The organism is Streptomyces sp. NBC_01669 (genome assembly GCF_026339735.1).
GTDB lineage: Bacteria > Actinomycetota > Actinomycetes > Streptomycetales > Streptomycetaceae > Streptomyces > Streptomyces yanii.
The window spans coordinates 1,354,656-1,375,696 of sequence record NZ_JAPEQG010000001.1 but is presented as its reverse complement, the minus strand read 5'-3'; the positions used below and the strand labels follow the sequence as shown (position 1 = coordinate 1,375,696).

Here is a 21,041-nt window from a genome sequence, read left to right as displayed (position 1 = left end):
ACGGAGACCCCAGCACAGCAGAGGACCAACTGCACGAAGGGGAAGCCATGACAGCGACGACCGACGGAAGCACCGGGGCTGTGAACCCCCGCGCAGCCTCGGCCAGCGAACCGACCGAATCAACCATCGCCGCGGACGATGTGCTCGCCGCCGCGCGGCGGGCCGCGGAACGCTCGGTGGGGCATCTCCTCGGCAGGCAGGACGCCCAGGGCTGGTGGAAGGGCGACCTCGCCACCAACGTCACGATGGACGCCGAGGACCTGCTGCTCCGTCAGTTCCTCGGCATCCAGGACCCGGCCACCGTCGAGGCGGCTGGACTCTTCATCCGCGGCGAGCAGCTCGTCGACGGCACCTGGGCCACCTTCTACGGCGGCCCGGGCGACCTCTCCGCCACGATCGAGGCCTACGTCGCGCTGCGGCTGGCCGGGGACCGGCCGGACGAGCCGCACATGGCCCGGGCCTCCGGATGGATCCGGGAACAGGGCGGCATCGCGGAAAGCCGCGTGTTCACCCGCATCTGGCTGGCCCTCTTCGGCTGGTGGAAATGGGACGACCTGCCGGAGCTCCCACCGGAGCTGATGTTCTTCCCGAAGTGGGTCCCGCTCAACATCTACGACTTCGGTTGCTGGGCCCGGCAGACCATTGTGCCGCTGACCGTCGTCTCGGCGAAGCGGCCGGTACGGCCCGCGCCCTTCGCCCTCGACGAACTGCACACCGACCCGCTCGTCCCGAACCCGCCCAGGCGCCCCGCCCCGGCGGCCAGCTGGGACGGTGTCTTCCAGCGCCTCGACAAGGCGCTGCACGTCTACCACAAGGTGGCCCCGCGCCGACTGCGCCGGATCGCCATGAACGCGGCCGCCCGCTGGATCATCGAACGCCAGGAGAACGACGGCTGCTGGGGCGGCATCCAGCCGCCCGCCGTGTACTCCGTCATCGCCCTGCACCTCCTCGGCTACGACCTCGACCACCCCGTGATGCGGGCCGGCCTGGATTCGCTGAACCGGTTCGCAGTCTGGCGCGAGGACGGCGCCCGCATGATCGAGGCCTGCCAGTCACCGGTCTGGGACACCTGCCTCGCCACCATCGCGCTCGCCGATGCCGGAGTCAGGCCCGACCACCCCGCGCTCGTGAAAGCGGCGGACTGGATGCTCGGCGAGGAGATCGTCAGGTTCGGCGACTGGTCCGTGCGTCGACCTCAACTGGACCCAGGCGGATGGGCGTTCGAGTTCCACAACGACAATTACCCGGACATCGACGACACCGCCGAGGTGGTCCTCGCGCTGCGCCGGGTCCGGCACCCCAACCCGGCCAGTATCGAGGCCGCCATCGAACGCGGGGTGCGTTGGAACCTCGGCATGCAGTCCCGCAACGGCGCCTGGGGCGCATTCGACGCAGACAACACCAGCCCGTTCCCCAACCGGCTGCCGTTCTGCGACTTCGGAGAGGTCATCGACCCGCCGTCCGCCGATGTCACCGGACACGTGGTGGAGATGCTCGCCATGGAGGGGCGGTCCGACCATCCCGCCGCCCGGCGCGGCATCGAGTGGCTGCTCGCCGAACAGGAGGCGAGCGGTGCCTGGTTCGGCCGCTGGGGCGTCAACTACGTGTATGGAACAGGGTCGGTGGTGCCCGCCCTGATCGCTGCCGGGCTGCCCGCCTCCCATCCTGCGATCCGCCGGGCGGTCGGCTGGCTGGAGTCCGTCCAGAACGACGACGGCGGCTGGGGCGAGGACCTGCGCTCGTACCGGGAGGAGAAGTGGATCGGGCACGGCTCGTCCACTGCCTCCCAGACCGCGTGGGCCCTCCTCGCCCTCCTCGCCGCCGACCGGCGGGACAGCACGGCGGTGGCCCGCGGCATCACCTGGCTGACCGAGAACCAGCAGGCCGACGGGTCCTGGGACGAGCCGTACTTCACCGGCACCGGGTTCCCCTGGGACTTCTCCATCAACTACCACCTCTACCGCCAGGTCTTCCCTCTCACCGCGCTCGGGCGGTACGTGTACGGTGACCCGTTCGCCGCCCGCACGGCCACCGGCGAGGGGGCCTGATGGGCGATACCCCGGGGCCGCCCGGCCCCGCAGCGCCTCTGCTGATCGCCTGCGCGCTCGGTATCGAGCAACTGGCCCTGCGCAGCGGCAGAGGACGGGCCGGCGACGCCCCGGGCACGGTGACCGTGCTCCGTACGGGCATGGGTCCGAAAGCCGCCGAGACGGCCGTGGAACGCGCGCTCACCCAGGGCCGGACGGCCGGTTCCGCGGTCATTGCCTCCGGGTTCTGTGCCGGGCTCGCACCCGGCATGCACCCCGGGGACCTGGTGGTCGCCGACGAGACCCGGGAAGCCGGGGAGTCGACGGCCTGTACCGGCGTGGATCTGCTCGCCGAGGCACTCGCCGGGGCGGTGCCCGGCCGCACCGTCCACATCGGTCCGCTGACCGGTTCCGGCCATGTCGTACGCGGACATGAGCGGGCCGAACTGTGGGCCACCGGGGCGATCGCGGTGGACATGGAGTCCGCCGCCACTCTTCGCACCGCCCTGCGCACCGGGCCGCGCCCGGTTGCGGCTGTACGGGTGGTCGTGGACGCTCCGGAGCACGAGCTCGTCCGCATCGGCACAGTACGCGGTGGAATATCAGCCTTCCGTGTTCTTCGTGCCGTCCTCCCTGCTTTCTATGAATGGCACCGATCTTTGCTGCTCCCCAGGAGGTGAGCTAGATGGCCATGCCGCTCCGTCAGACCATCAAGGTTGCGACGTACCTCGTTGAACAAAAGCTCCGCAAGCGGGACAAGTTCCCGCTGATTGTCGAGCTGGAGCCTTTGTTCGCCTGTAACCTGGCGTGCGAGGGCTGCGGAAAGATCCAGCATCCGGCCGGAGTCCTGAAGCAGCGCATGCCGGTGGCCCAGGCCGTCGGCGCGGTGCTGGAATCGGGTGCCCCGATGGTTTCCATCGCGGGGGGCGAACCCCTGATGCACCCGCAGATCGACGAAATCGTGCGGCAACTGGTCGCACGGAGGAAGTACGTCTTCCTCTGCACCAACGCGATGCTGCTCCGCAAGAAGATCGAGAAATTCACCCCCTCGCCGTACTTCGCCTTCGCCGTGCACATCGACGGCCTGCGTGAGCGGCACGACGAATCGGTCGCCAAGGAAGGCGTGTTCGACGAGGCGGTGGCGGCGATCAAGGAGGCCAAGCGGCGCGGCTTCCGGGTCACCACGAACTCCACCTTCTTCAATACCGACACCCCGCAGACCATCATCGAGGTGCTCAACTACCTCAATGACGATCTGAAGGTCGACGAGATGATGATCTCGCCCGCCTACGCGTACGAGAAGGCGCCCGACCAGGAGCACTTCCTCGGCGTCGAGCAGACCCGCGAGCTCTTCAAGAAGTCCTTCGCGGGCGGCAACCGGGCCCGCTGGCGGCTGAACCACTCGCCGCTCTTCCTGGACTTCCTGGAGGGCAAGGCGGACTTCCCGTGCACGGCCTGGGCGATCCCCAACTACTCGCTCTTCGGCTGGCAGCGACCGTGCTATCTGATGAGCGACGGGTACGTCCCGACGTACCGGGAACTCATCGAGGAGACCGACTGGGACAAGTACGGCCGCGGCAAGGACCCGCGCTGTGCCAACTGCATGGCGCACTGCGGCTACGAGCCGACCGCCGTCCTCGCCACGATGGGGTCGCTGAAGGAATCCCTGCGCGCCGCGCGGGAAACCGTCTCCGGGAACCGGTGACGTCATGACCTCTGGAGAACCAGTCGCACTGGGTCTCCCCGAGCTGCCGGCCCGGCCGCTCGCGATGCGTCGCCCCTCGCGGCGCATCCAGGTCGGGTCGGTGGCGGTCGGTGGGGATGCGCCGGTGTCGGTGCAGTCGATGACCACGACCCGTACGTCGGACGTCGGTGCGACGTTGCAGCAGATCGCGGAGTTGACGGCGTCGGGCTGTCAGATCGTGCGGGTGGCGTGTCCGACGCAGGATGATGCGGATGCGTTGGCGACGATTGCCAGGAAGTCGCAGATTCCGGTGATTGCGGATATTCATTTTCAGCCGAAGTATGTGTTCGCGGCGATTGATGCGGGCTGTGCGGCGGTGCGGGTGAATCCGGGGAACATCAAGCAGTTCGACGACAAGGTCAAGGAGATCGCGCGGGCCGCGAGTGATGCGGGGACGCCGATCCGGATCGGTGTGAATGCGGGTTCGCTGGATGCGCGGCTGCTGAAGAAGTACGGGAAGGCGACTCCTGAGGCGTTGGTGGAGTCGGCGTTGTGGGAGGCGTCGCTCTTCGAGGAGCACGGTTTCCGGGACATCAAGATCTCGGTGAAGCACAACGATCCGGTGGTGATGGTCAATGCGTACCGTCAGTTGGCGGCTCAGTGTGATTACCCGTTGCACTTGGGGGTGACGGAGGCGGGGCCGGCGTTCCAGGGGACGATCAAGTCGGCGGTGGCGTTCGGTGCGTTGCTGAGTGAGGGGATCGGGGACACGATCCGGGTGTCGTTGTCGGCGCCGCCGGCCGAGGAGGTCAAGGTCGGTATCCAGATCCTGGAGTCGTTGAATCTGCGGCAGCGGCGGCTGGAGATCGTGTCGTGTCCGTCGTGCGGTCGGGCGCAGGTGGATGTGTACAAGCTGGCGGATCAGGTGTCGGCGGGTCTTGAGGGCATGGAGGTGCCGTTGCGGGTTGCCGTGATGGGCTGTGTCGTCAATGGTCCGGGTGAGGCCCGTGAGGCGGATCTGGGTGTGGCGTCCGGGAACGGCAAGGGGCAGATCTTCGTCAAGGGCGAGGTCATCAAGACGGTTCCCGAGTCGAAGATCGTCGAGACGCTCATCGAGGAAGCCCTGAAGATCGCCGAGGACATGGACGACGCCGGGACACCGTCAGGTGTCCCCGCCGTCACCGTGAGCTGAGACAGGACCGGAGAGGGGGCCCGAGCGTGACCATTCTGGAGACCATCCGGGGACCGCACGACCTGAAGGCGCTGAGCGGACCGGAACTCGACGAACTCGCCGAGGACATCAGGAAGTTCCTGGTCGAGGCGGTGGCCAGGACCGGCGGACATCTGGGGCCCAACCTCGGGGTGGTGGAACTGTCCATCGCCCTGCACCGGGCCTTCGACTCACCGGTGGACCGCATTCTGTGGGACACCGGGCACCAGAGCTACGTGCACAAACTGCTCACCGGGCGGCAGGACTTCTCCAAGCTGCGCGGCAAGGGCGGCCTGTCCGGCTACCCCTCCCGCGAGGAGTCCGTGCACGACATCATCGAGAACTCGCACGCCTCGACGGTGCTCGGCTGGGCGGACGGCCTGGCCAAGGCGAACGAGGTGCTCGGCCGCCCCGACCACGTCGTCGCCGTCATCGGGGACGGGGCGCTCACCGGCGGCATGGCCTGGGAGGCGCTCAACAACATCGCGGCGGCGCGGGACCGGCCGCTCATCATCGTGGTGAACGACAACGAGCGCTCGTACGCCCCGACGATCGGCGGGCTCGCGGACCACCTGGCCACCCTCCGTACCACCGACGGGTACGAGCGCTTCTTGACGTGGGGCAAGGACGTCCTGCAGCGCACCCCGGTCGTCGGACAGCCGCTGTACGGGTCGCTGCACGGCGCGAAGAAGGGGTTCAAGGACAGCTTCGCCCCGCAGGGCATGTTCGAGGACCTGGGACTCAAGTACGTCGGGCCGATAGACGGGCACGACATCGCAGCCGTCGAATCCGCACTGAGCCGCGCGAAACGCTTCCACGGCCCGGTGCTGGTGCACTGCCTCACCGAGAAGGGCCGCGGCTACGCGCCCGCACTGCGCGACCAGGCCGACCGGTTCCACACCGTCGGCGCGATGGACCCGCTGACCTGCGCACCGCTCGCGCCCATGGTGAGTCCGTCGTGGACCTCGGTGTTCGGGGACGAGATCGCCGCGATCGGCGCCGAGCGGCCGGATGTCGTCGCCATCACCGCGGCGATGCTGCACCCCGTCGGGCTGACGAAGTTCGCCGAGGCGTTCCCCGAGCGGGTCTGGGACGTCGGTATCGCCGAGCAGCACGCGACGGTCTCCGCGGCGGGGCTCGCCACCGGGGGGCTGCACCCGGTCGTCGCCGTCTACGCCACCTTCCTCAACCGCGCCTTCGACCAGTTGCTGATGGACGTCGCCCTGCACCGGTGCGGGGTGACGTTCGTCCTCGACCGGGCCGGGGTCACCGGCCCCGACGGCGCCTCGCACAACGGCATGTGGGACATGTCCGTGCTCCAGGTCGTGCCCGGGCTGCGGATCGCCGCCCCGCGTGACGCGGAACGGCTCCGGGAGGAGCTGCGCGAGGCCGTTGCCGTCGACGACGCACCGACCGTGCTGCGTTTCCCCAAGGAGTCGGTGGGGGAGCCGGTACCGGCGACAGGCCGCGTCGGTTCCATGGACGTACTGCACCGCGCCGACGACCCCCACGTCCTCATCGTGGCGGTCGGTGTGCTCGCCTCCGTCTGCCTGCAGGCCGCCGACCTGCTCTCGGGCGGCGGTATCCGCTGCACGGTCGTCGACCCGCGCTGGGTGAAGCCGGTCGACGAGCAGCTCGCCCCGCTCGCCGCACGCCACCGGATGGTCGCCGTCGTCGAGGACAACAGCCGGGCGGGAGGCGTCGGTTCGGCGGTCGGGCAGGCGTTGCGCGACGCCGGTGTCGACGTACCGCTGCGGACCTTCGGTATCCCCGAGCAGTTCCTCGCGCACGGCAAGCGTGCGGAGGTGCTGGCCGACATCGGGCTCACTCCGGTCGAGATCGCCGGCCGGATCAGTGGCGCGCTGGCCGCCAAGGGAGCGGTCCGGGGGATTGAGGAGAGCGGGGAATGAAGGACGACGGGCCCAAGGGCTTCGATCTGGCGCAGCTCCTCGCGGAACGCGGGGCCGAGCGATACGAGCTGCACGCGAAATACCTCAACCACCAGCTCCCTCGGATGCTGCACACCATCGGCTTCGACAGGGTGTACGAGCGGGCCGAGGGCGCCCACTTCTGGGACGCGGACGGCAACGACTACCTCGACATGCTCGCCGGTTTCGGCGTGATGGGTCTGGGCCGCCACCACCCGGTCGTCCGCAAGGCACTCCACGACGTCATGGACGCCTCGCTCGCCGACCTCACCCGCTTCGACTGCCAGCCGCTGCCCGGACTGCTGGCCGAGAAGCTGCTCACGCACAGTCCGCATCTGGACCGGGTCTTCTTCGGCAACAGCGGTACGGAAGCCGTCGAGACCGCGCTGAAGTTTGCCCGGTACGCCACCGGGAAGCCCCGCATTCTCTACTGCACCCACGCCTTCCACGGCCTGACCGCCGGCTCGCTCTCGGTCAACGGGGAATCGGGCTTCCGGGAAGGCTTCGCACCGCTGCTCCCCGACACCGCCGTCGAGCTCGGCGATCTCGACGCACTGCGGCGCGAACTGGGACGGGGCGATGTGGCGGCGCTCGTCGTCGAGCCGATCCAGGGGAAGGGCGTCCATGAGGCGCCGCCCGGCTACCTGCGCGCCGCACAGGAGCTGCTGCACCGGCACAAGGCGCTGCTCATCGCCGACGAGGTGCAGACCGGTCTCGGCAGGACCGGCGACTTCTACGCGTACCAGCACGAGGAAGGCGTCGAACCCGACCTGGTCTGTGTCGCCAAGGCGCTATCCGGCGGCTATGTGCCGGTCGGGGCGACCCTCGGGAAGGACTGGATCTTCAGACGCGTCTATTCGTCGATGGACCGGGTTCTGGTCCACTCGGCGAGCTTCGGCTCCAATGCCCAGGCGATGGCGGCGGGGCTCGCGGTCCTTGCGGTGATGGAGGACGAGGAGACCGTCGCGAACGCCCGCCGCACCGGTGATCTGCTGCGCGAGCGGCTCGCCGCGCTCACCGGGCGCTACGAACTGCTGCACGCGGTCCGTGGCCGCGGGCTGATGATCGGCATCGAGTTCGGCCGGCCGAGCTCGTTGAAGCTGCGCAGCCGCTGGACCATGCTGCAGGCGGCCCGCAAGGGTCTCTTCGCGCAGATGGTCGTCGTGCCGCTCCTGCAGAAGCACCGGATCCTCACCCAGGTCTCCGGCGACCATCTGGAAGTGATCAAGCTGATTCCGCCGCTGGTCATCGGGGAGCCGGAGGTGGACCGGTTCGTGACCGCGTTCACAGCGGTGATGGAGGACGCGCACAGCGGCGGCGGGCTCATGTGGGACTTCGGAAAGACGCTGGTCAAACAGGCCGTCGCCAACCGCTGAGGGCGAGTTGCCTCAGAGGCAAAACATTTGCCTCTGAGGCATGATCCTGGCCCAATAGGTATATGAACTCTCCCCATGGAGGGGTGGCCGACGAGCTGCCCGGGGTCGCGCCACGACTGCGCGATCTGCGCCGCCGCCGTGGTCTGACCCTGGAGGCCGCCGCCCAGCACGCCGGGCTCTCCCCGGCCCATCTGTCCCGGCTCGAAACGGGCCGGAGGCAGCCGTCGCTGCCCATGCTCCTCGGGCTTGCCAGGATCTACGGTACGACGGTCTCCGAGCTGCTCGGCGAGATCGCCCCCGAACGTGACGCGATCGTCCGCGGTGGCCGGTTCGAGGGGGCCGAGGCCGACGGCTGGATGTACCGGCAGGCCGGCGGGTCCGGCCGGGCCATGCAGGCCCTGCGCGTCCGGGTCCCGTACGGGACCCAGGGCGATCTCGTGCGGGTCCATCCCGGCGAGGAGTGGTTGTACGTCCTTGCCGGGCGGTTGCGGGTGAGCCTCGGCGACACCGTGCACGATCTCGACCCGGGCGACAGCGCCCACTTCGACTCGCTCACCCCGCACCGGATCGCCGCCGTGGACCGAGACGGATCCGAGCTGCTCTTCGTCCACACCCTGTTGCAGAGCCCCGCCGCCGAGCTGTGCCTCGGCAGCGGTATCCACCGTCGCTGAGACCGGCCCGGCCGGTCACCAGAGAGGACTGTCATGTCCGATTCAGAGCACTTCGATCCGCTCACCCCGAGGTCCCGGAAGAACTACGAGGCGCAGGAGCGGAAGTTTCCGCGCGGCGTGGTGATCAGGCTGTTCGCCTATCTCATCGCGGGACACATCTTCGCGGCCTTCCTCTACCTGCTCTTCGCGGTCGCCGGAAAGGGCTGACCTACGCGGTCCCGCTACGCCTCGTCGAGGAGTCGTCCGCGCAGCCGCTCCAGGATCTCCGGAGTCAGCTTCAGGCCCTCGGCGAGATAGCGGTCCGTGCTGCCCCAGGTCTCCTCGATGGTGCTGAAGGCCTGGGCGAGGTACTCGGCGCGGGCGTCGAAGAGCGGGCTGAGCAGCTCCATCACCTCGGGCGACATCCCGGTCGACGAGGTGTCGGTGCGCCGGACCTTGTACCGACGGTGCGGATCGTTGGACTTCAGGTAGTCGGCCTCGATGGCCTCACGCTCGACGCCGACCGCCAGCAGCGACACCGCGATCGAGAGACCGGCACGGTCCTTGCCGGCCGCGCAGTGCATCAGTGCGGGAACGCTGTCCTCGGCCAGGGCGTGCAGCACCCGGCTGTGCTCGGCGGTACGGTCCCTGATGATCGACTTGTACGAGGCGGTCATCCGCGCGGCTCCCTTGCCGTCGGCAAGGATCGAGCGCAGCTGCTCGATGTCGCCGTCGCGGACCATCCGCCAGAATTCGGCGCCGTCGGCCGGGTCGGAGAGCGGAATGTTCACATTGCGTACGCCCGGCAGGTCCACGTCCAGGCCGTCGAGCCTGTGGTCCGCCGCATTGCGGAAGTCGAAGATCGTGTGCAGCCCGAGGCCGCCGAGGAACGCGGCGTCCTCGTCGGTGGCGTGCGCGAGGTGACCGCTGCGGAAGAGCCGTCCGTACCGCACCCGGCGGCCGTCCGTGGTGGGCAGGCCACCCACATCGCGGAAGTTGCGCACACCTGCCAGCTCGGGTTCCGTCGACGGGACCTGCGGCACCTGCTGCGTCACGGTGTCTCCTGGAGTGTCTGGCGTCGGCGCGGCTCGCCGGCGAGGTCAGTTCCTGCGACGATACGACATTGATTCCTCGGGCAATCATCTCGGCCGTTTCCTGCTGAACTCCCCACGGAATTCCCCTCGCACGGGCGTTGCCCGGCTGTCGGCCGGCGGTCGATGATGTGCGGAACTGTGGGAATGTGGGGATGACATGATCGAGACGGGTGACTGGGGTCGGACCTGGCTGCTGACCGGGGCGAGCGGCAGTTACGCGCTGCACCTCGGCGACCGGGACGAACTGCTGCATCTGCACTGGGGGCCACGGATCTCCCTCGCGGCCGCCGAGGCCCTCGCCGCCGCGCCCGAGCCGCCCTTCCGGGGCTTCGAGTCGCAGCTGGACGGCCGCGAGGAGTACCCGGTCGAGGGCGGCCCCCGCTTCGTCCGGCCCGCTCTCTCCGTACGCACCCCCGAAGTCCGTGGCACCGAATGGGTGTTCGCCGGGGCCGCCGTGGACGGCGACGAACTCCGTATCGCGTTCGCCGACTCCGGGCAGTGGCTCGCGCTCACCCTGCACTACCGGATGCGGGACGACTCCGATGTCATCGAGCGCTGGGCCACCGTCACCCACACCGGTCCTGACGGTCCGCCGCTGGAGCTGTTGCGCGCCGACGCGGCGGCCTGGGCGCTGCCCGCCCGCGACAGCTGGCGGCTGAGCCAGCTGCACGGCCGCTGGGCGGCTGAGACACAGCTCGTACGGTCGGAGCTGACGTACGGCGAGAAGGTCCTCTCCAGCAGGCGCGGCCACACCGGACACCAGTTCCTGCCATGGGTCGCGCTCGACGCGGACGGCGCCGCCACCGAGGAGGACGGCGAGGTGTACGGCTGCGCGCTCGGCTGGTCCGGCTCGTGGCGGATCGCGGTGCAGCAGCTCCCCGACGGGCTCGTGCAGATCACCGGAGGCGCCGGATACGACGACTCCGGGCTGCTGCGGCTCGCACCGGGGGAGACGTACACCACACCGGTGTTCGCCGGTCTGTGGAGCGCCGAAGGGTTCGGCGGGGCGAGCCGGGCCTGGCACGCCTGGCAACTGGCCCATGTCGTCCCGGACGCCGAGAGCCTGCGGCCGGTGCTCTACAACTCCTGGGAGGCGACCGGCTTCGACATCGCGGAGCACCAGCAGCGCGCCCTCGCCGAGCGCGCCGCCGCGATGGGCGTCGAGCTGTTCGTCGTGGACGACGCGTGGTTCGGGCAGCGCACCAGCGACCGGGCCGGACTCGGCGACTGGACCCCCAACCCCGAGCGATTCCCCGGCGGGCTGAAGCCGCTCGCCGACGAAGTGCACGGACTCGGCATGCAGTTCGGCATCTGGGTCGAGCCGGAGATGGTGAACGCCGACAGTGATCTGTATCGCGCGCACCCCGACTGGGTGCAGCACTTCCCCGGGAGGACCCGGACCGAATTCCGTCATCAGCTGGTGCTCAATCTGGCCCGGACCGATGTGCAGAACCATCTGTGGGAGCAGCTCGACACGCTGCTCTCCAGCGCCCCGATCGACTATGTGAAATGGGACTTCAACCGCTGCTTCACCGATGCGGGCTGGCCGCGCGAGGACTATCCGCAGAAGCTCTGGATCGCGCATGTGGACGCGCTCTACGCGCTGATCGACCGGCTGCGGGCCGCCCACCCCGGCGTCGCCTTCGAGTCCTGCTCGGGCGGCGGCGGCCGGATCGACCTGGGGATCCTCGCCCGTACCGACCAGGTGTGGACCTCCGACAACACCGACCCGCTTGACCGGCTGGCCATCCAGGAGGGCTTCGGGCAGATCCATCCGGCGCGGGTGATGGCCGCCTGGGTCACCGACAGTCCGAATGTCCAGCTCAACAGCAGGACCAGTTCGCTGCGCTTCCGCTTCGTCAGCGCGATGGCCGGGGTGCTCGGGGTCGGCGGGGATCTCACCGAGTGGAGTGACGAGGAGCTGGCCGAGGCCCGGAGCTGGGTGGATCTCTACAAGGAGATCCGTCCCGCGGTGCAGCACGGCGCGCTGTACCGGCTGCGTGCCCCGCGCGGTGGGCTCAGCGCCGTGCAGTACGTGCACGGCGACGAGGCCGTGGTGCTGATGTGGCTGGAGGCGCAGCGGTACGGGGAGCGGCCGCCGGCCCTGCGGCTGCGCGGGCTCGACCCTGCGGCGACCTACACCGACCTGGACACCGGGGCGGTCCACCACGGCGCCGTGCTGCTGCATCAGGGTCTGCACACCGGGCTGCGGGGGGACCTGGACGCGAAGGTGCTGAGGCTCCGACGTGGCGGACACCCATGACATGTCCGTATTGCGGCATTTAGTGGAACATGGCCTACTTCTGCGGGAGATGATGCCCTACTCGTGAGCGGGATCATATCCGTGACGGTGTGTGGTGGCGCCACGGATGGGTATTCCGGACGTCGCGCGGAAAGCCAAGATCCGTAATCCACGGAGGGTGACCGGAATTCCGCGCCGATTTCCCTTCGCGGATTCCCTTGAGTAATCGATGGCTTGTTTCCGCCGTCCTCACTCGCCTACGGTCACCCTCAATCCGGACGGACCGCCTAATCCTGCCGCCGCCCGGAATTCGCACCCACTCACGTGTGGCAGGAGCGGGGGAACCAGGTAAGCCGCCGCCCGGAGAGATCCGGCCGGCTCGGGGTGAAGTCGCGAACTGCGACCGGGCATCTCCAGCCCGAACCCGACAGCTCACCTCGTAGGCGCCGGAGAGGAAATTCTTCATGCCCACATCGGGTAAGCATCGCCGTACCAAGTCCAGCACGATCGCCCGTGGCGTCGCCGCCGCCGGCGCCGGTGGGGCCGTCATTGCCCTTCCGCTGCTCGGCGCCACCGGTGCCCACGCCGCGGAGCAGGCCGCGCCCACCGCGCAGTCGGCAGCCACGCACGTCGCCGTCGAGGCCGCGCCGGTCGTGAAGAAGCAGGTCGAGACCCGGACGTACTCCGTCGTCGCCGGTGACTACCTGTCGAAGATCGCCGCCGAGCAGCAGGTCAAGGGCGGCTGGCAGAAGCTGTACCAGGACAACCGCGAGGTCGTCGGCGAGAACCCGGGCCTGATCTTCCCGGGCATGAAGCTGACGCTCGGCGGCAAGCCGGCCGGCTCCGCCGCGACGGCGGACACGCAGTCCGCCCCGGCTCCGTCGAAGGCCGCTCCGTCGACCTCCTCGGCCGACAAGTCCGCGTCGCAGCCCAAGGCTTCGGAGTCCGCCAAGACCTCCGCCGCGGCCGGCCAGAGCACCAACTCCGGCTATGTGCACCCGGTCCCGGGCAACCACACCACCGCCTACCGCGCCTCCGGCTCCAACTGGTCCAGCGGCAGCCACACGGGCATCGACTTCCCGGTCGCCACCGGCACCAGTGTGAAGGCGATCACCTCCGGCACCGTCGTCACCGCCGGCTGGGGTGGCGCGTACGGCAACCAGGTCGTCATCAAGCACGCCGACGGCCACTACTCGCAGTACGGCCACATGTCCTCGCTCTCCGTCTCGGCGGGCCAGACCGTGACCGCGGGCCAGCAGGTCGGTCTCTCCGGCGCGACCGGCAACGCCACCGGCCCGCACCTCCACTTCGAGATCCGCACCGGCCCGGCGTACGGGTCGGACATCGACCCGATCGCCTACCTGGCCTCGCACGGGATCTACGTCTGATCCACGGCTGATCCGGTCGGCTCGGTGAAGGGGCGGTGCGCGGCGGCGCACCGCCCCTTCACTTATTCCCCCTTTACCAAAACCTGACCGGGTGGTCTATCTCACCACCCGTCAACCCCTTATTACGGTCGCGTAAGTCACATTCGGCGGTGCAGGATATGCGCTTGTGGCAGACGATTCGAGAAACAATCAACGTGGCGTCATCAACCGGCATGGCGCCATCGGGTCGTACGCAGCGATTGGCGACAGCTTCACCGAGGGAGTCGGAGACCCCGGCCCGGACGGAACCTTCGTCGGCTGGGCGGACCGTTTCGCGGTACTTCTCGCGGACCAGCTCCCGGACACCGATGCGGCGACGAGCTCCGAGGGCTCCGCGCACGGAAACTTCCGGTACGCCAATCTCGCCGTACGCGGACGCCTCCTCGACCAGATCGTCGAGGAGCAGGTGCCGCGCGCCAAGGAGCTCGCACCCGATCTGGTGAGCTTCTGCGCGGGCGGCAATGACATCATCCGGCCCGGCACCGACCCGGACGACGTGGCCGAGCGCTTCGAGCGCGCGGTCGCCGAGCTGACCGACTCGGTCGGCACCGTGCTGGTGACCACCGGCTTCGACACCCGCGGCGTTCCCGTACTGCGCCATCTGCGCGGCAAGATCGCCACGTACACCGCCCATGTGCGCTCCATCGCCGACCGCTACGACTGCCCCGTCCTCGACCTGTGGTCGCTGAAGTCCGTGCAGGACCGGCGAGCCTGGGACGACGACCGGCTCCACCTGTCACCCGAGGGGCACACCCGGGTCGCGCTGCGCGCCGCCCAGGTCCTCGGCCTCGATGTCCCGGCCGACCCCGACCAGGAATGGCCCCCGCAGGCACAGCGCGGCACGCTGGAGGTCCGGCGCGACGACATCCACTGGGCGCGCGAGTACCTGGTGCCGTGGATAGGACGGCGGCTGCGCGGCGAGTCCTCCGGCGACCACGTCGAGGCGAAGCGGCCGGACCTCCTGCCGCTTTAGGACCCGTCTTCGGCCTCGGCTGCCGGACGGGCCCGCTCCCTTTCTGACTCCCGGGGGCTTCAGGCCTGTCCGGCGACGGGGGACAGCGGCAGAAGCCGGCGTCCCGAGGGCGCCGGTATGCCCGGGCGTCGGACCGGTATGCGCTCCAGGACGCCGCCCGCGAAGACGTCGTACAGCGGCAGCGTCTCCAGATGCACATAGCCGATGTGGCAGTCGCAGACGGCGAGCGGACAGGCCCGCGGACCGAGCGCACTCCGGTAGCTGCCGTCGTACAGGTTGCCCAGCTCGGCCGGGACGAAGTGGCAGCGGCGCACCGTGCCGTCACCGTCCACCGAGATGACGGACTCGCCGGTCCGGCACGGCAGGCCGGCCGAGCGGTGCGGGTGGCGGCTGTACGGGAAGAGGGGGTCGAGGACCGTCCAGCGGTCCGCCTCCTCGTCCGTGTAGCTCTGCCCCTCAGCGGCATTGATCCAGAGATAGACCTCGTCGGGCAGGTCGGTACGGAGCCGTCGCGCCTCGTCGAAATGGTCCTCGAGACCGACGACACCGACGCTGTACCGGACATCCAGAGCGGACAGCTCCCGGCACCTGGCGAGGAAACGGTCGTACGGTGTCTGCCCGGGGTGATACGTGCACCACAGCGCGATCTTGTCGCGGCCGGCTCCACCGGCCTCGGCCAACCACCGTGTACGACCGCTGAGATTGGTCTGGATCGCGACCCGGCCGATGTGCGGCAGCTGCGCCAGTTCCACCAACGCGCGGCGGTACCAGGAACGGACCAGCCCCTCGCCCCACGGCGTGAACAGCACCGAGATCCTGTCCCTGGTCTGCGCCGCGGCCCACGCGGTGAACCGCTCCAGCGCGGCGCGGTCGGCACGGAGCTGCTCCGGGCTGTCGCGCCGCTTGGCGAACGGGCAGTACGGGCAGTCGTAGTCGCACGACGCCAGGGGGCCCCGATAGAGGATCGTCAGATCCATGGGAGTGCTCACTTCAGTTCGTACGCGGCCATCGCGGCCCGTACAGCGGGGGAGAACAGTTCGGGACCCAGCGCGTCGGAGTGGGCGAGCCCCTCGGGCGAGAGCCGCAGCAGCCCGGACGCCATGGCGGACCCGTCCAGCCAGCCGCGTGCCTCGAACCGGTCCAGCTCACCTGGGAAGTCGTCACCGGGAGCGGCGCCGAACCGCTCGCGGTATTCCGCCAGCTGCAGCCCCTCGGCCTGGAGGAGCGACTGCAGAAGGTGGCGCCTGCGCGCCTCGTCGCCGTCTACATACCGCCCCACTTCCGCACGGGAGAAGTCCTCGGTGGCGGTGTAGCCGTCGATGATCGCCCGCACTTCCCGCATCTCCACCGCGTAGTCGAACGAGTAGTGCAGCCGACTGGTGTACGAGCGTGCGCCGCAGCCCAGCCCGATCATGCCGTCCGTCTGGCACGCGTAGTCGTCAGGACCCTGCCGCGGGGCGTCGCCGCGACGGAACATCCGCATCGACACCTGCTCGTAGCCGTGGGCGAGGAGATGGTCCCGGCCCCCCCGGTACAGCCGCAGCCGCTCCTCGTCCCAGACCGCGTCTGCCGCTGCTTCGGCGTCGGCGCCGACCCGGCCCAGGCCGGTCAGCGGACGCACGTACAACGGATAGAGATACAGCTCCTCCGGCTGCCAGGCGAGGGCCGCGTCCAGGGAGGAACGCCAGCTGTCCTCGGTCTGTCCGTCGATGCCGTAGATCAGGTCGATGTTGAGGACCGGGATGCGTGCGTCGCGGATCCGGCCGAGCGCCGCCTCCACATCGGCGCGGCGCTGGGGGCGGACCGCCGCGCGTGCCTCGGCGTCGACGAAGCTCTGTACGCCGATGCTGATCCGGGTCGTCCCGCGGTCGGCGAGGACGGCCAGCCGGTCGGCTGTCGCGGTCGACGGCGAGGTCTCGACCGACAGCGGTACGGACCGCAGGTCGGCGCCCATCCGCTTCTCCGCGATGTCGCAGAGCCGCTCCAGCTCGGCTGCCGTCAGGAAGGTGGGGGTGCCGCCGCCGAACGCCGCCGCGGCGAACCGCACCGGCTCGTCGTCACCCAGTGCGTCGCGGACGGCGGTGGCCTGCCGGTCCAGTGCGTCGAGATAGCGGGTCGTCAGCTCGTCGGGGGCGCCGATCCGGGTGAAGAGGTTGCAGAAACCGCAGCGGACCTCGCAGAACGGTATGTGGAGATAGAGCGAGAGCGCGTCCTTGCGCTCTCCCGCCCACAGCTCGCGCAGCGCGGGCCGGCCGGCGGGGTGGCCGGTGAGCGGGCGGTACGCCGTCTTGTGCGGATAGGCGTAGACGTAGCTCTGGTACGGGCGGACGGTGTGCGAACCGGTCATCGTGCGGTGGCCCCCGGTTCCAGGAAGAAGTGCGCGTACGGAACGGTCCAGACGGACTCGTGGCCGAGCCGGTGACCGGTGTAGCCGTCGTCCCCGTACGCCGTGCCGTGGTCGGAGCAGACGATGGCGAAGCAGCGTCGCCGGCTGCTCGCGGCGGCAAGGAGCCGGCCGATGTGTGCGTCGACGTACTCCAGGGCTGCGGCGTGCGTGGCGCGGGAGTCACCCGACTCGCGGGTGGCGCCCGGTTGGTGGAACCAGTTGGGCTGGTGCAGCGCCGACACGTTGACGAAGAGGAACAGCCGTTGTTCGGCGGGGAGCCCCGCGACGACCTGCTCGGCCCGTGCCACCTGGGCCTCGAAGGAGGTGGGTGACGCGACGCCGAACTCGGGTTCCCAGTGGCTCTCCTGGAACATGCCCGGCAGCACGGAACCGAGCGGGCCCTGCCGGTTGAAGAAGCCGACGCCTCCGATGCACACCGTGCGGTAGCCGGCCCCGGCGAGAGCGGACACCAGGTCCGGGGTGTCGAAGACGAAGGTCCGGGAAGCGGTGGTCTCACTGCCCGCGAAGCGTGCCGCGAACAGCCGGGGGTGCGGGCCGGGGGCGGCGGGCGTCGGCAGGAATCCCGCGAAGATCGCCTGGTGCGAGGCATAGGTGAAGCTGCCCGGGGCATGCCGCTTCTCCCAGATGCCGCCCGGGAGATGGCGGGCCAGATGCGGGATGCGTCCGGCGGCGGCCAGCTCCGCCGCCACGTCGTAGCGCAGGGTGTCGAGGGTGATGAGCAGCAGATCGTGACTGCCCACGATCTCGCTCATGTCCGGATTCCCGGCGTGTTCCGAGGGAGCGGCGTCCACGTCGCGGATGTCGGCGACGGCCTGTCCGGCGTCAGGGGGTGGCGCTTGCACGGCGGTTCCTTGTTCTGTTCAGTACGGCGACGACCTGCGTCGCGTAGGTGTCCAGGCCCTCGAAGCCGCTGCCGGGCAGCCCGGTCAGGCGTGGCAGCAGGTCGCCGAAGGCGTTGACCTCGCCGACGGCGAACCGCCGCCAGCCGGTCGCGGGCAGCAGATCGACGGCCACACACAGCGTGTCCGGGAAGCAGGCAGCGGCGCGCTCGCACACGGCCAGGGCCTCGGCCCAGCTGCCGCCCGCCGCCTCGACGGCCGCGCGGACCTCGTCGAGGCTTCCGCGCTCGCCGCCGAGGTGAAGATTGGTCATGGGGGAGTGACTGGTCCGTACGACGGCATGGGTGGCGCGGCCCGCCACCACCAGGACCCGCAGGTCGGCCGAGCGCCCACGCTGTGATGCCTTGGGCAGCCAGCGCTCGATGTGCAGCCCGTCCGGTGCGAGCGCGTCGACGATCGCCGCCACCTCGCGCTCCGTCGTACAGCCGCGCACCCGCAGTGAGTTGAAGAGCCGTCCGGACATGTCGCGCTCCACCGACGTGGTGGCCCGCACCCGGCCGGGACCTGCCGTCTCCACGGCCAGCACCCCCGAGGCGGACGAGCCGTGCGCGAGCTTCACGAAGGCCCGTGGCATCCGGTGCTGAGCCATCCGCTCGCGCACATCTGCCCAGTCGCGCACCACGGGCGCCGCAGCGCCGGAGGTCGGCGAAGCCGGTACAGGGACCCCGGCGCCGTCCAGCACGGCATGGCACAGCCGCTTGTCGAACAGCACGGCGACATCGCCCGGGGCGTCGAGCAGGACCGCTCCGGCCGCGTCGGCCGCCCGCGCGACCGTCCGCACCGCTCCGGTGAACCGGGTGTACCAGAGGGCGGTGCCCTCGACCCTCGTCGGATCGTCCACCGACCGCAGCAACCGCTCGACCTCGGCGTCCTCACCGGGCGAGTCCATCCGTACGGTCTCGCCCCGCCGGAAAACGGCCTTGCCGCCCAGGACATCCAGCCAGGGCACCACACGCGCGGCCGGCAGCCCGGCGGCGCGTACGGCGTCCCGGAAGAGTGTGACCCGGCGGTTGCCGGGAACTCCCACGACGGCGAAGCGCACCGCCGGGCCGCCCGCCCTACTCGGTGACTGCGACATAGCGCTCGTCGTCTTCATCCGGATCCCAGTACTCCACCTCGTTCGGTTCACCGTTGACCCGGTCGGCACCGAGCAGTCCCCTGAGACGGTCCAGCCATGGGTCACTGATGTAGTGGTGATGCAGATCCAGCGAGGTCAGGTGGGTGAGCGGCTGGCCCGCGAGCAGCGCCTCGGCTCCGAGGTCCCCGAGCGTGCCCATCGCCAGGGAGAGCGACTCCAGCTGGGCGACAACCGGGGCGGACGCCACCGCGGCCGCGATCTCGTCCTGGATCTCACTGTTCTGCAGACCCAGATGGCGCAGGTTCGGGAACGCGGCACCGGAGAGCAGCGGCGCAAGGTCCTCGACCGTCGCGTCCCCGCCGTACTCGGCGACGCCGAGCCAGAGTTCGAGGCGCTCCAGCGCGGGCAACTCCGACGCCCCGACCGCCCGTACGACGGCCGACGGAAGCCCGCCGGACTCGAACCGCAGCGAGGTGAGTGCCTCGTGCCGCACCGGCCGCAGATCAAGGGTCTGCTTGCCGGCGATCGGCTCGCCGCAGCCGCGCACCGTCAGCTCCTGCACCTGTCCGAACGCCTCGAGCACAGGGGTGATGTCGGCCATCTCCAGCCATGAGAGCTCGCACTCCTCGCTGACGACATCGGCGAGGAAGAGCGCCCGCAGGGACGGGAACCGGTCCGCGTGGCCCGCCAGCAGGTCGACGACGGGGGCGAACGGTTCGTACTCCTCCTGCCACCACGGACCGATCAGCAGGGCTCGCACCTGGGTGGTGTCGACCGTGTCGAGGAAGTGCTGCCACAGGGTGGCGAATGTCAGGCTGCCCTGCCAGGCGCTCTCCAGCCGCCAGGCGACCGCGTCCGCCGCCGGAAGCGGAACGGTGTGCGGCAGGCCGGGGCCGGGCAGCGTGAGGACCGGCAGGCCGTGGAACGTCTCGGGATGGTCGATGTCAGTCATGGGGCGTCACTCCGAAACCGTGGTGTAGCGGCCCTCGGCCCCACGATCGCCCCATGGTTCCTCGCGTTCGGACACATCGACCTGCACTCCGTACGGTTCCAGCGCCTCCTTGATCCGGCGCTCCATCGGCGTGGTGAGGAAGTGATGGTGCAGATCGAGCCGTTCGAGGTGGGTCAGCGGCTGGCCTTCGAGCAGCGCGGCCGCGCCCTCGTCGCCGAGCGTCCCGTGCGACAGATCGAGGGTGCGCAGCTGGGCGACGACCGGGGCACCCGCGACGGCCGTCGCGATCTCGTTCTGCACTTCGCTGTTGCGCAGACCGAGGTGGTGCAGGCGGGGGAAGCGCGAGCCGGAGAGCAGCGGGGCCAGGTCCGAAACATCGGCGTCGCCGCCGTACTCGGCGACACCGAGCCAGAGATCGAGCCGCTCCAGCGCGGGCAGCTCGCTGTCCAGAATGCCGCGGATCACTCCGGCCGGCAGCCCGCCCGTCTCGATGGTCAGCGAACGCAGCCGCTCGTGTTTCGACGGGGAGAACTCCAGGCTTGTGCCGCCGCGCACGCCCAGTTCCAGCAGGCCGGGGAACGCCCTCAGCAGCGCGGTGACGTCGGACTGCTCGATCCAGGAGATCTCGTTCTCCTCGCGCGTCATGTCGCCGACGAAGATCGCCTCCAGCGAAGTCAGACGGTCGGCCGCGGCGGTCACCAGACCGATCGGGTAGGACGACGTCTCGTCGGTCGCCTCCCCCCACTGTCCGATGATCAGGGCCCGCACGCCGCCCGGATCGACCGCCCCGAGGAACGCCTGGAACGCCTGCTCCCAGGTCATCTCGGACTCGTCGTCGTACGGATCGACCGCGATACGCCAGGCCGCGGCATCGGCGGCCTGCGCCGGCGCCTCGTTCGTCGCGTGCCGGAAGTCGACGGCCGGCAGGCCGAGCAACTCGTGCAGATGATCCACACCGGACATGGCCCTGAGCTCCTGAGACTGGGGGACGGCTGATGTCCGCAAGGTTTATCAAGTCCCACTGACAATGCGGCGGGCGGGGGAGCGGTTGTGACCGGTTGTCAGACCCTCCCCTTAGCGTTTTCTCCAGGGTC

18 protein-coding genes and 1 riboswitch are annotated in these 21,041 nt (G+C 69.7%); of the genes, 11 read left to right on the top strand and 7 right to left on the bottom strand.

Annotated elements, in window-relative coordinates:
* Positions 1–47 precede the first annotated feature (47 nt).
* From shc to OG972_RS06090, 8 genes are all read left to right on the top strand, one after another.
* Complete coding sequence (gene shc, locus OG972_RS06125; RefSeq protein ID WP_266978996.1) at positions 48–2,048, top strand: squalene--hopene cyclase; 2,001 nt, start codon at positions 48–50, stop codon at positions 2,046–2,048.
* Positions 2,048–2,707, top strand: a complete 660-nt coding sequence (locus OG972_RS06120) for a 1-hydroxy-2-methyl-2-butenyl 4-diphosphate reductase (RefSeq protein WP_266978994.1) — start codon at positions 2,048–2,050, stop codon at positions 2,705–2,707. Before shc ends, OG972_RS06120 begins: the two co-directional genes overlap by 1 nt.
* A gap of 5 nt (positions 2,708–2,712) precedes the next feature.
* Positions 2,713–3,732, top strand: a complete 1,020-nt coding sequence (gene hpnH / locus OG972_RS06115; RefSeq protein WP_266978992.1) for an adenosyl-hopene transferase HpnH — start codon at positions 2,713–2,715, stop codon at positions 3,730–3,732.
* A gap of 4 nt (positions 3,733–3,736) precedes the next feature.
* Positions 3,737–4,903, top strand: coding sequence for a flavodoxin-dependent (E)-4-hydroxy-3-methylbut-2-enyl-diphosphate synthase (gene ispG / locus OG972_RS06110; RefSeq protein WP_266978990.1), 1,167 nt, complete (start codon positions 3,737–3,739; stop codon positions 4,901–4,903).
* A 26-nt stretch (positions 4,904–4,929) separates the two neighbouring features.
* Positions 4,930–6,831 carry a 1-deoxy-D-xylulose-5-phosphate synthase gene (gene dxs, locus OG972_RS06105; RefSeq protein WP_266978988.1) on the top strand — a complete coding sequence of 634 codons (1,902 nt, stop codon included), beginning with the start codon at positions 4,930–4,932 and terminating at the stop codon, positions 6,829–6,831.
* On the top strand, positions 6,828–8,225 hold the full coding sequence (locus OG972_RS06100; RefSeq protein WP_266978986.1) for an aspartate aminotransferase family protein: 1,398 nt from the start codon (positions 6,828–6,830) through the stop codon (positions 8,223–8,225). The genes dxs and OG972_RS06100 overlap by 4 nt, the downstream gene beginning before the upstream one ends.
* 62 nt (positions 8,226–8,287) lie before the next feature.
* Positions 8,288–8,896, top strand: coding sequence for an XRE family transcriptional regulator (locus tag OG972_RS06095; RefSeq protein WP_266978984.1), 609 nt, complete (start codon positions 8,288–8,290; stop codon positions 8,894–8,896).
* A gap of 33 nt (positions 8,897–8,929) precedes the next feature.
* The gene (locus OG972_RS06090) at positions 8,930–9,103 is read left to right on the top strand and encodes a DUF6126 family protein (protein ID WP_266978982.1); all 174 of its coding nucleotides are present in this window, start codon (positions 8,930–8,932) and stop codon (positions 9,101–9,103) included.
* Between the two features lie 14 nt (positions 9,104–9,117).
* Here the strand turns inward: OG972_RS06090 and OG972_RS06085 are convergent, their stop codons facing one another.
* Positions 9,118–9,930 (bottom strand): tyrosine-protein phosphatase, encoded by an 813-nt coding sequence (locus OG972_RS06085; RefSeq protein WP_266978980.1) that lies wholly within the window; start codon positions 9,928–9,930, stop codon positions 9,118–9,120.
* 196 nt (positions 9,931–10,126) lie between these two features.
* Between OG972_RS06085 and OG972_RS06080 the strand changes: the two genes are divergently transcribed.
* The 3 genes from OG972_RS06080 (at position 10,127) to OG972_RS06070 (ending at position 14,611) form a co-directional block, all read left to right on the top strand.
* Positions 10,127–12,232 (top strand): alpha-galactosidase, encoded by a 2,106-nt coding sequence (locus tag OG972_RS06080; protein WP_266978978.1) that lies wholly within the window; start codon positions 10,127–10,129, stop codon positions 12,230–12,232.
* A gap of 282 nt (positions 12,233–12,514) precedes the next feature.
* Positions 12,515–12,672, top strand: a riboswitch (cyclic di-AMP (ydaO/yuaA leader).
* Between the two features lie 3 nt (positions 12,673–12,675).
* Positions 12,676–13,599: a LysM peptidoglycan-binding domain-containing M23 family metallopeptidase gene (locus OG972_RS06075; protein WP_266978976.1), complete on the top strand. Its 924-nt coding sequence runs from the start codon at positions 12,676–12,678 to the stop codon at positions 13,597–13,599.
* 166 nt (positions 13,600–13,765) lie between these two features.
* A complete protein-coding gene (locus OG972_RS06070; protein WP_266978974.1) occupies positions 13,766–14,611 on the top strand; it encodes an SGNH/GDSL hydrolase family protein in 846 nt (281 codons plus the stop codon).
* A gap of 59 nt (positions 14,612–14,670) precedes the next feature.
* Here OG972_RS06070 and OG972_RS06065 read toward each other — a convergent pair whose 3' ends face one another.
* The 6 genes from OG972_RS06065 to OG972_RS06040 all read right to left on the bottom strand — a co-directional run bounded on the left by OG972_RS06065 (position 14,671) and on the right by OG972_RS06040 (position 20,910).
* The gene (locus OG972_RS06065; protein WP_266978972.1) at positions 14,671–15,588 is read right to left on the bottom strand and encodes an STM4011 family radical SAM protein; all 918 of its coding nucleotides are present in this window, start codon (positions 15,586–15,588) and stop codon (positions 14,671–14,673) included.
* Between the two features lie 8 nt (positions 15,589–15,596).
* Positions 15,597–16,958 (bottom strand): STM4012 family radical SAM protein, encoded by a 1,362-nt coding sequence (locus tag OG972_RS06060; protein WP_266978970.1) that lies wholly within the window; start codon positions 16,956–16,958, stop codon positions 15,597–15,599.
* Complete coding sequence (locus OG972_RS06055; protein WP_266990302.1) at positions 16,955–17,770, bottom strand: STM4013/SEN3800 family hydrolase; 816 nt, start codon at positions 17,768–17,770, stop codon at positions 16,955–16,957. The genes OG972_RS06060 and OG972_RS06055 overlap by 4 nt, the downstream gene beginning before the upstream one ends.
* Before the next feature lie 70 nt (positions 17,771–17,840).
* A complete protein-coding gene (locus tag OG972_RS06050) occupies positions 17,841–18,995 on the bottom strand; it encodes an STM4014 family protein (protein ID WP_266978968.1) in 1,155 nt (384 codons plus the stop codon).
* Positions 18,976–19,947: an STM4015 family protein gene (locus OG972_RS06045; RefSeq protein ID WP_266978966.1), complete on the bottom strand. Its 972-nt coding sequence runs from the start codon at positions 19,945–19,947 to the stop codon at positions 18,976–18,978. Before OG972_RS06045 ends, OG972_RS06050 begins: the two co-directional genes overlap by 20 nt.
* Positions 19,948–19,953: 6 nt before the next feature.
* A complete protein-coding gene (locus OG972_RS06040; RefSeq protein WP_266978964.1) occupies positions 19,954–20,910 on the bottom strand; it encodes an STM4015 family protein in 957 nt (318 codons plus the stop codon).
* Between the last annotated feature and the right edge of the window lie 131 nt (positions 20,911–21,041).

Excerpts from the sequence above, each read along its gene's own strand:
- shc (WP_266978996.1), top strand. The coding sequence starts at position 48 with ATGACAGCGACGACCGACGGAAGCACCGGGGCTGTGAACCCCCGCGCA.
- OG972_RS06120 (WP_266978994.1), top strand. The coding sequence starts at position 2,048 with ATGGGCGATACCCCGGGGCCGCCCGGCCCCGCAGCGCCTCTGCTGATC.
- hpnH (WP_266978992.1), top strand. The coding sequence starts at position 2,713 with ATGGCCATGCCGCTCCGTCAGACCATCAAGGTTGCGACGTACCTCGTT.
- ispG (WP_266978990.1), top strand. The coding sequence starts at position 3,737 with ATGACCTCTGGAGAACCAGTCGCACTGGGTCTCCCCGAGCTGCCGGCC.
- OG972_RS06100 (WP_266978986.1), top strand. The coding sequence starts at position 6,828 with ATGAAGGACGACGGGCCCAAGGGCTTCGATCTGGCGCAGCTCCTCGCG.
- OG972_RS06095 (WP_266978984.1), top strand. The coding sequence starts at position 8,288 with ATGAACTCTCCCCATGGAGGGGTGGCCGACGAGCTGCCCGGGGTCGCG.
- OG972_RS06090 (WP_266978982.1), top strand. The coding sequence starts at position 8,930 with ATGTCCGATTCAGAGCACTTCGATCCGCTCACCCCGAGGTCCCGGAAG.
- OG972_RS06080 (WP_266978978.1), top strand. The coding sequence starts at position 10,127 with ATGATCGAGACGGGTGACTGGGGTCGGACCTGGCTGCTGACCGGGGCG.
- OG972_RS06075 (WP_266978976.1), top strand. The coding sequence starts at position 12,676 with ATGCCCACATCGGGTAAGCATCGCCGTACCAAGTCCAGCACGATCGCC.
- OG972_RS06065 (WP_266978972.1), bottom strand. The coding sequence starts at position 15,588 with ATGGATCTGACGATCCTCTATCGGGGCCCCCTGGCGTCGTGCGACTAC.
- OG972_RS06060 (WP_266978970.1), bottom strand. The coding sequence starts at position 16,958 with ATGACCGGTTCGCACACCGTCCGCCCGTACCAGAGCTACGTCTACGCC.
- OG972_RS06055 (WP_266990302.1), bottom strand. The coding sequence starts at position 17,770 with ATGAGCGAGATCGTGGGCAGTCACGATCTGCTGCTCATCACCCTCGAC.
- OG972_RS06050 (WP_266978968.1), bottom strand. The coding sequence starts at position 18,995 with ATGTCGCAGTCACCGAGTAGGGCGGGCGGCCCGGCGGTGCGCTTCGCC.
- OG972_RS06045 (WP_266978966.1), bottom strand. The coding sequence starts at position 19,947 with ATGACTGACATCGACCATCCCGAGACGTTCCACGGCCTGCCGGTCCTC.
- OG972_RS06040 (WP_266978964.1), bottom strand. The coding sequence starts at position 20,910 with ATGTCCGGTGTGGATCATCTGCACGAGTTGCTCGGCCTGCCGGCCGTC.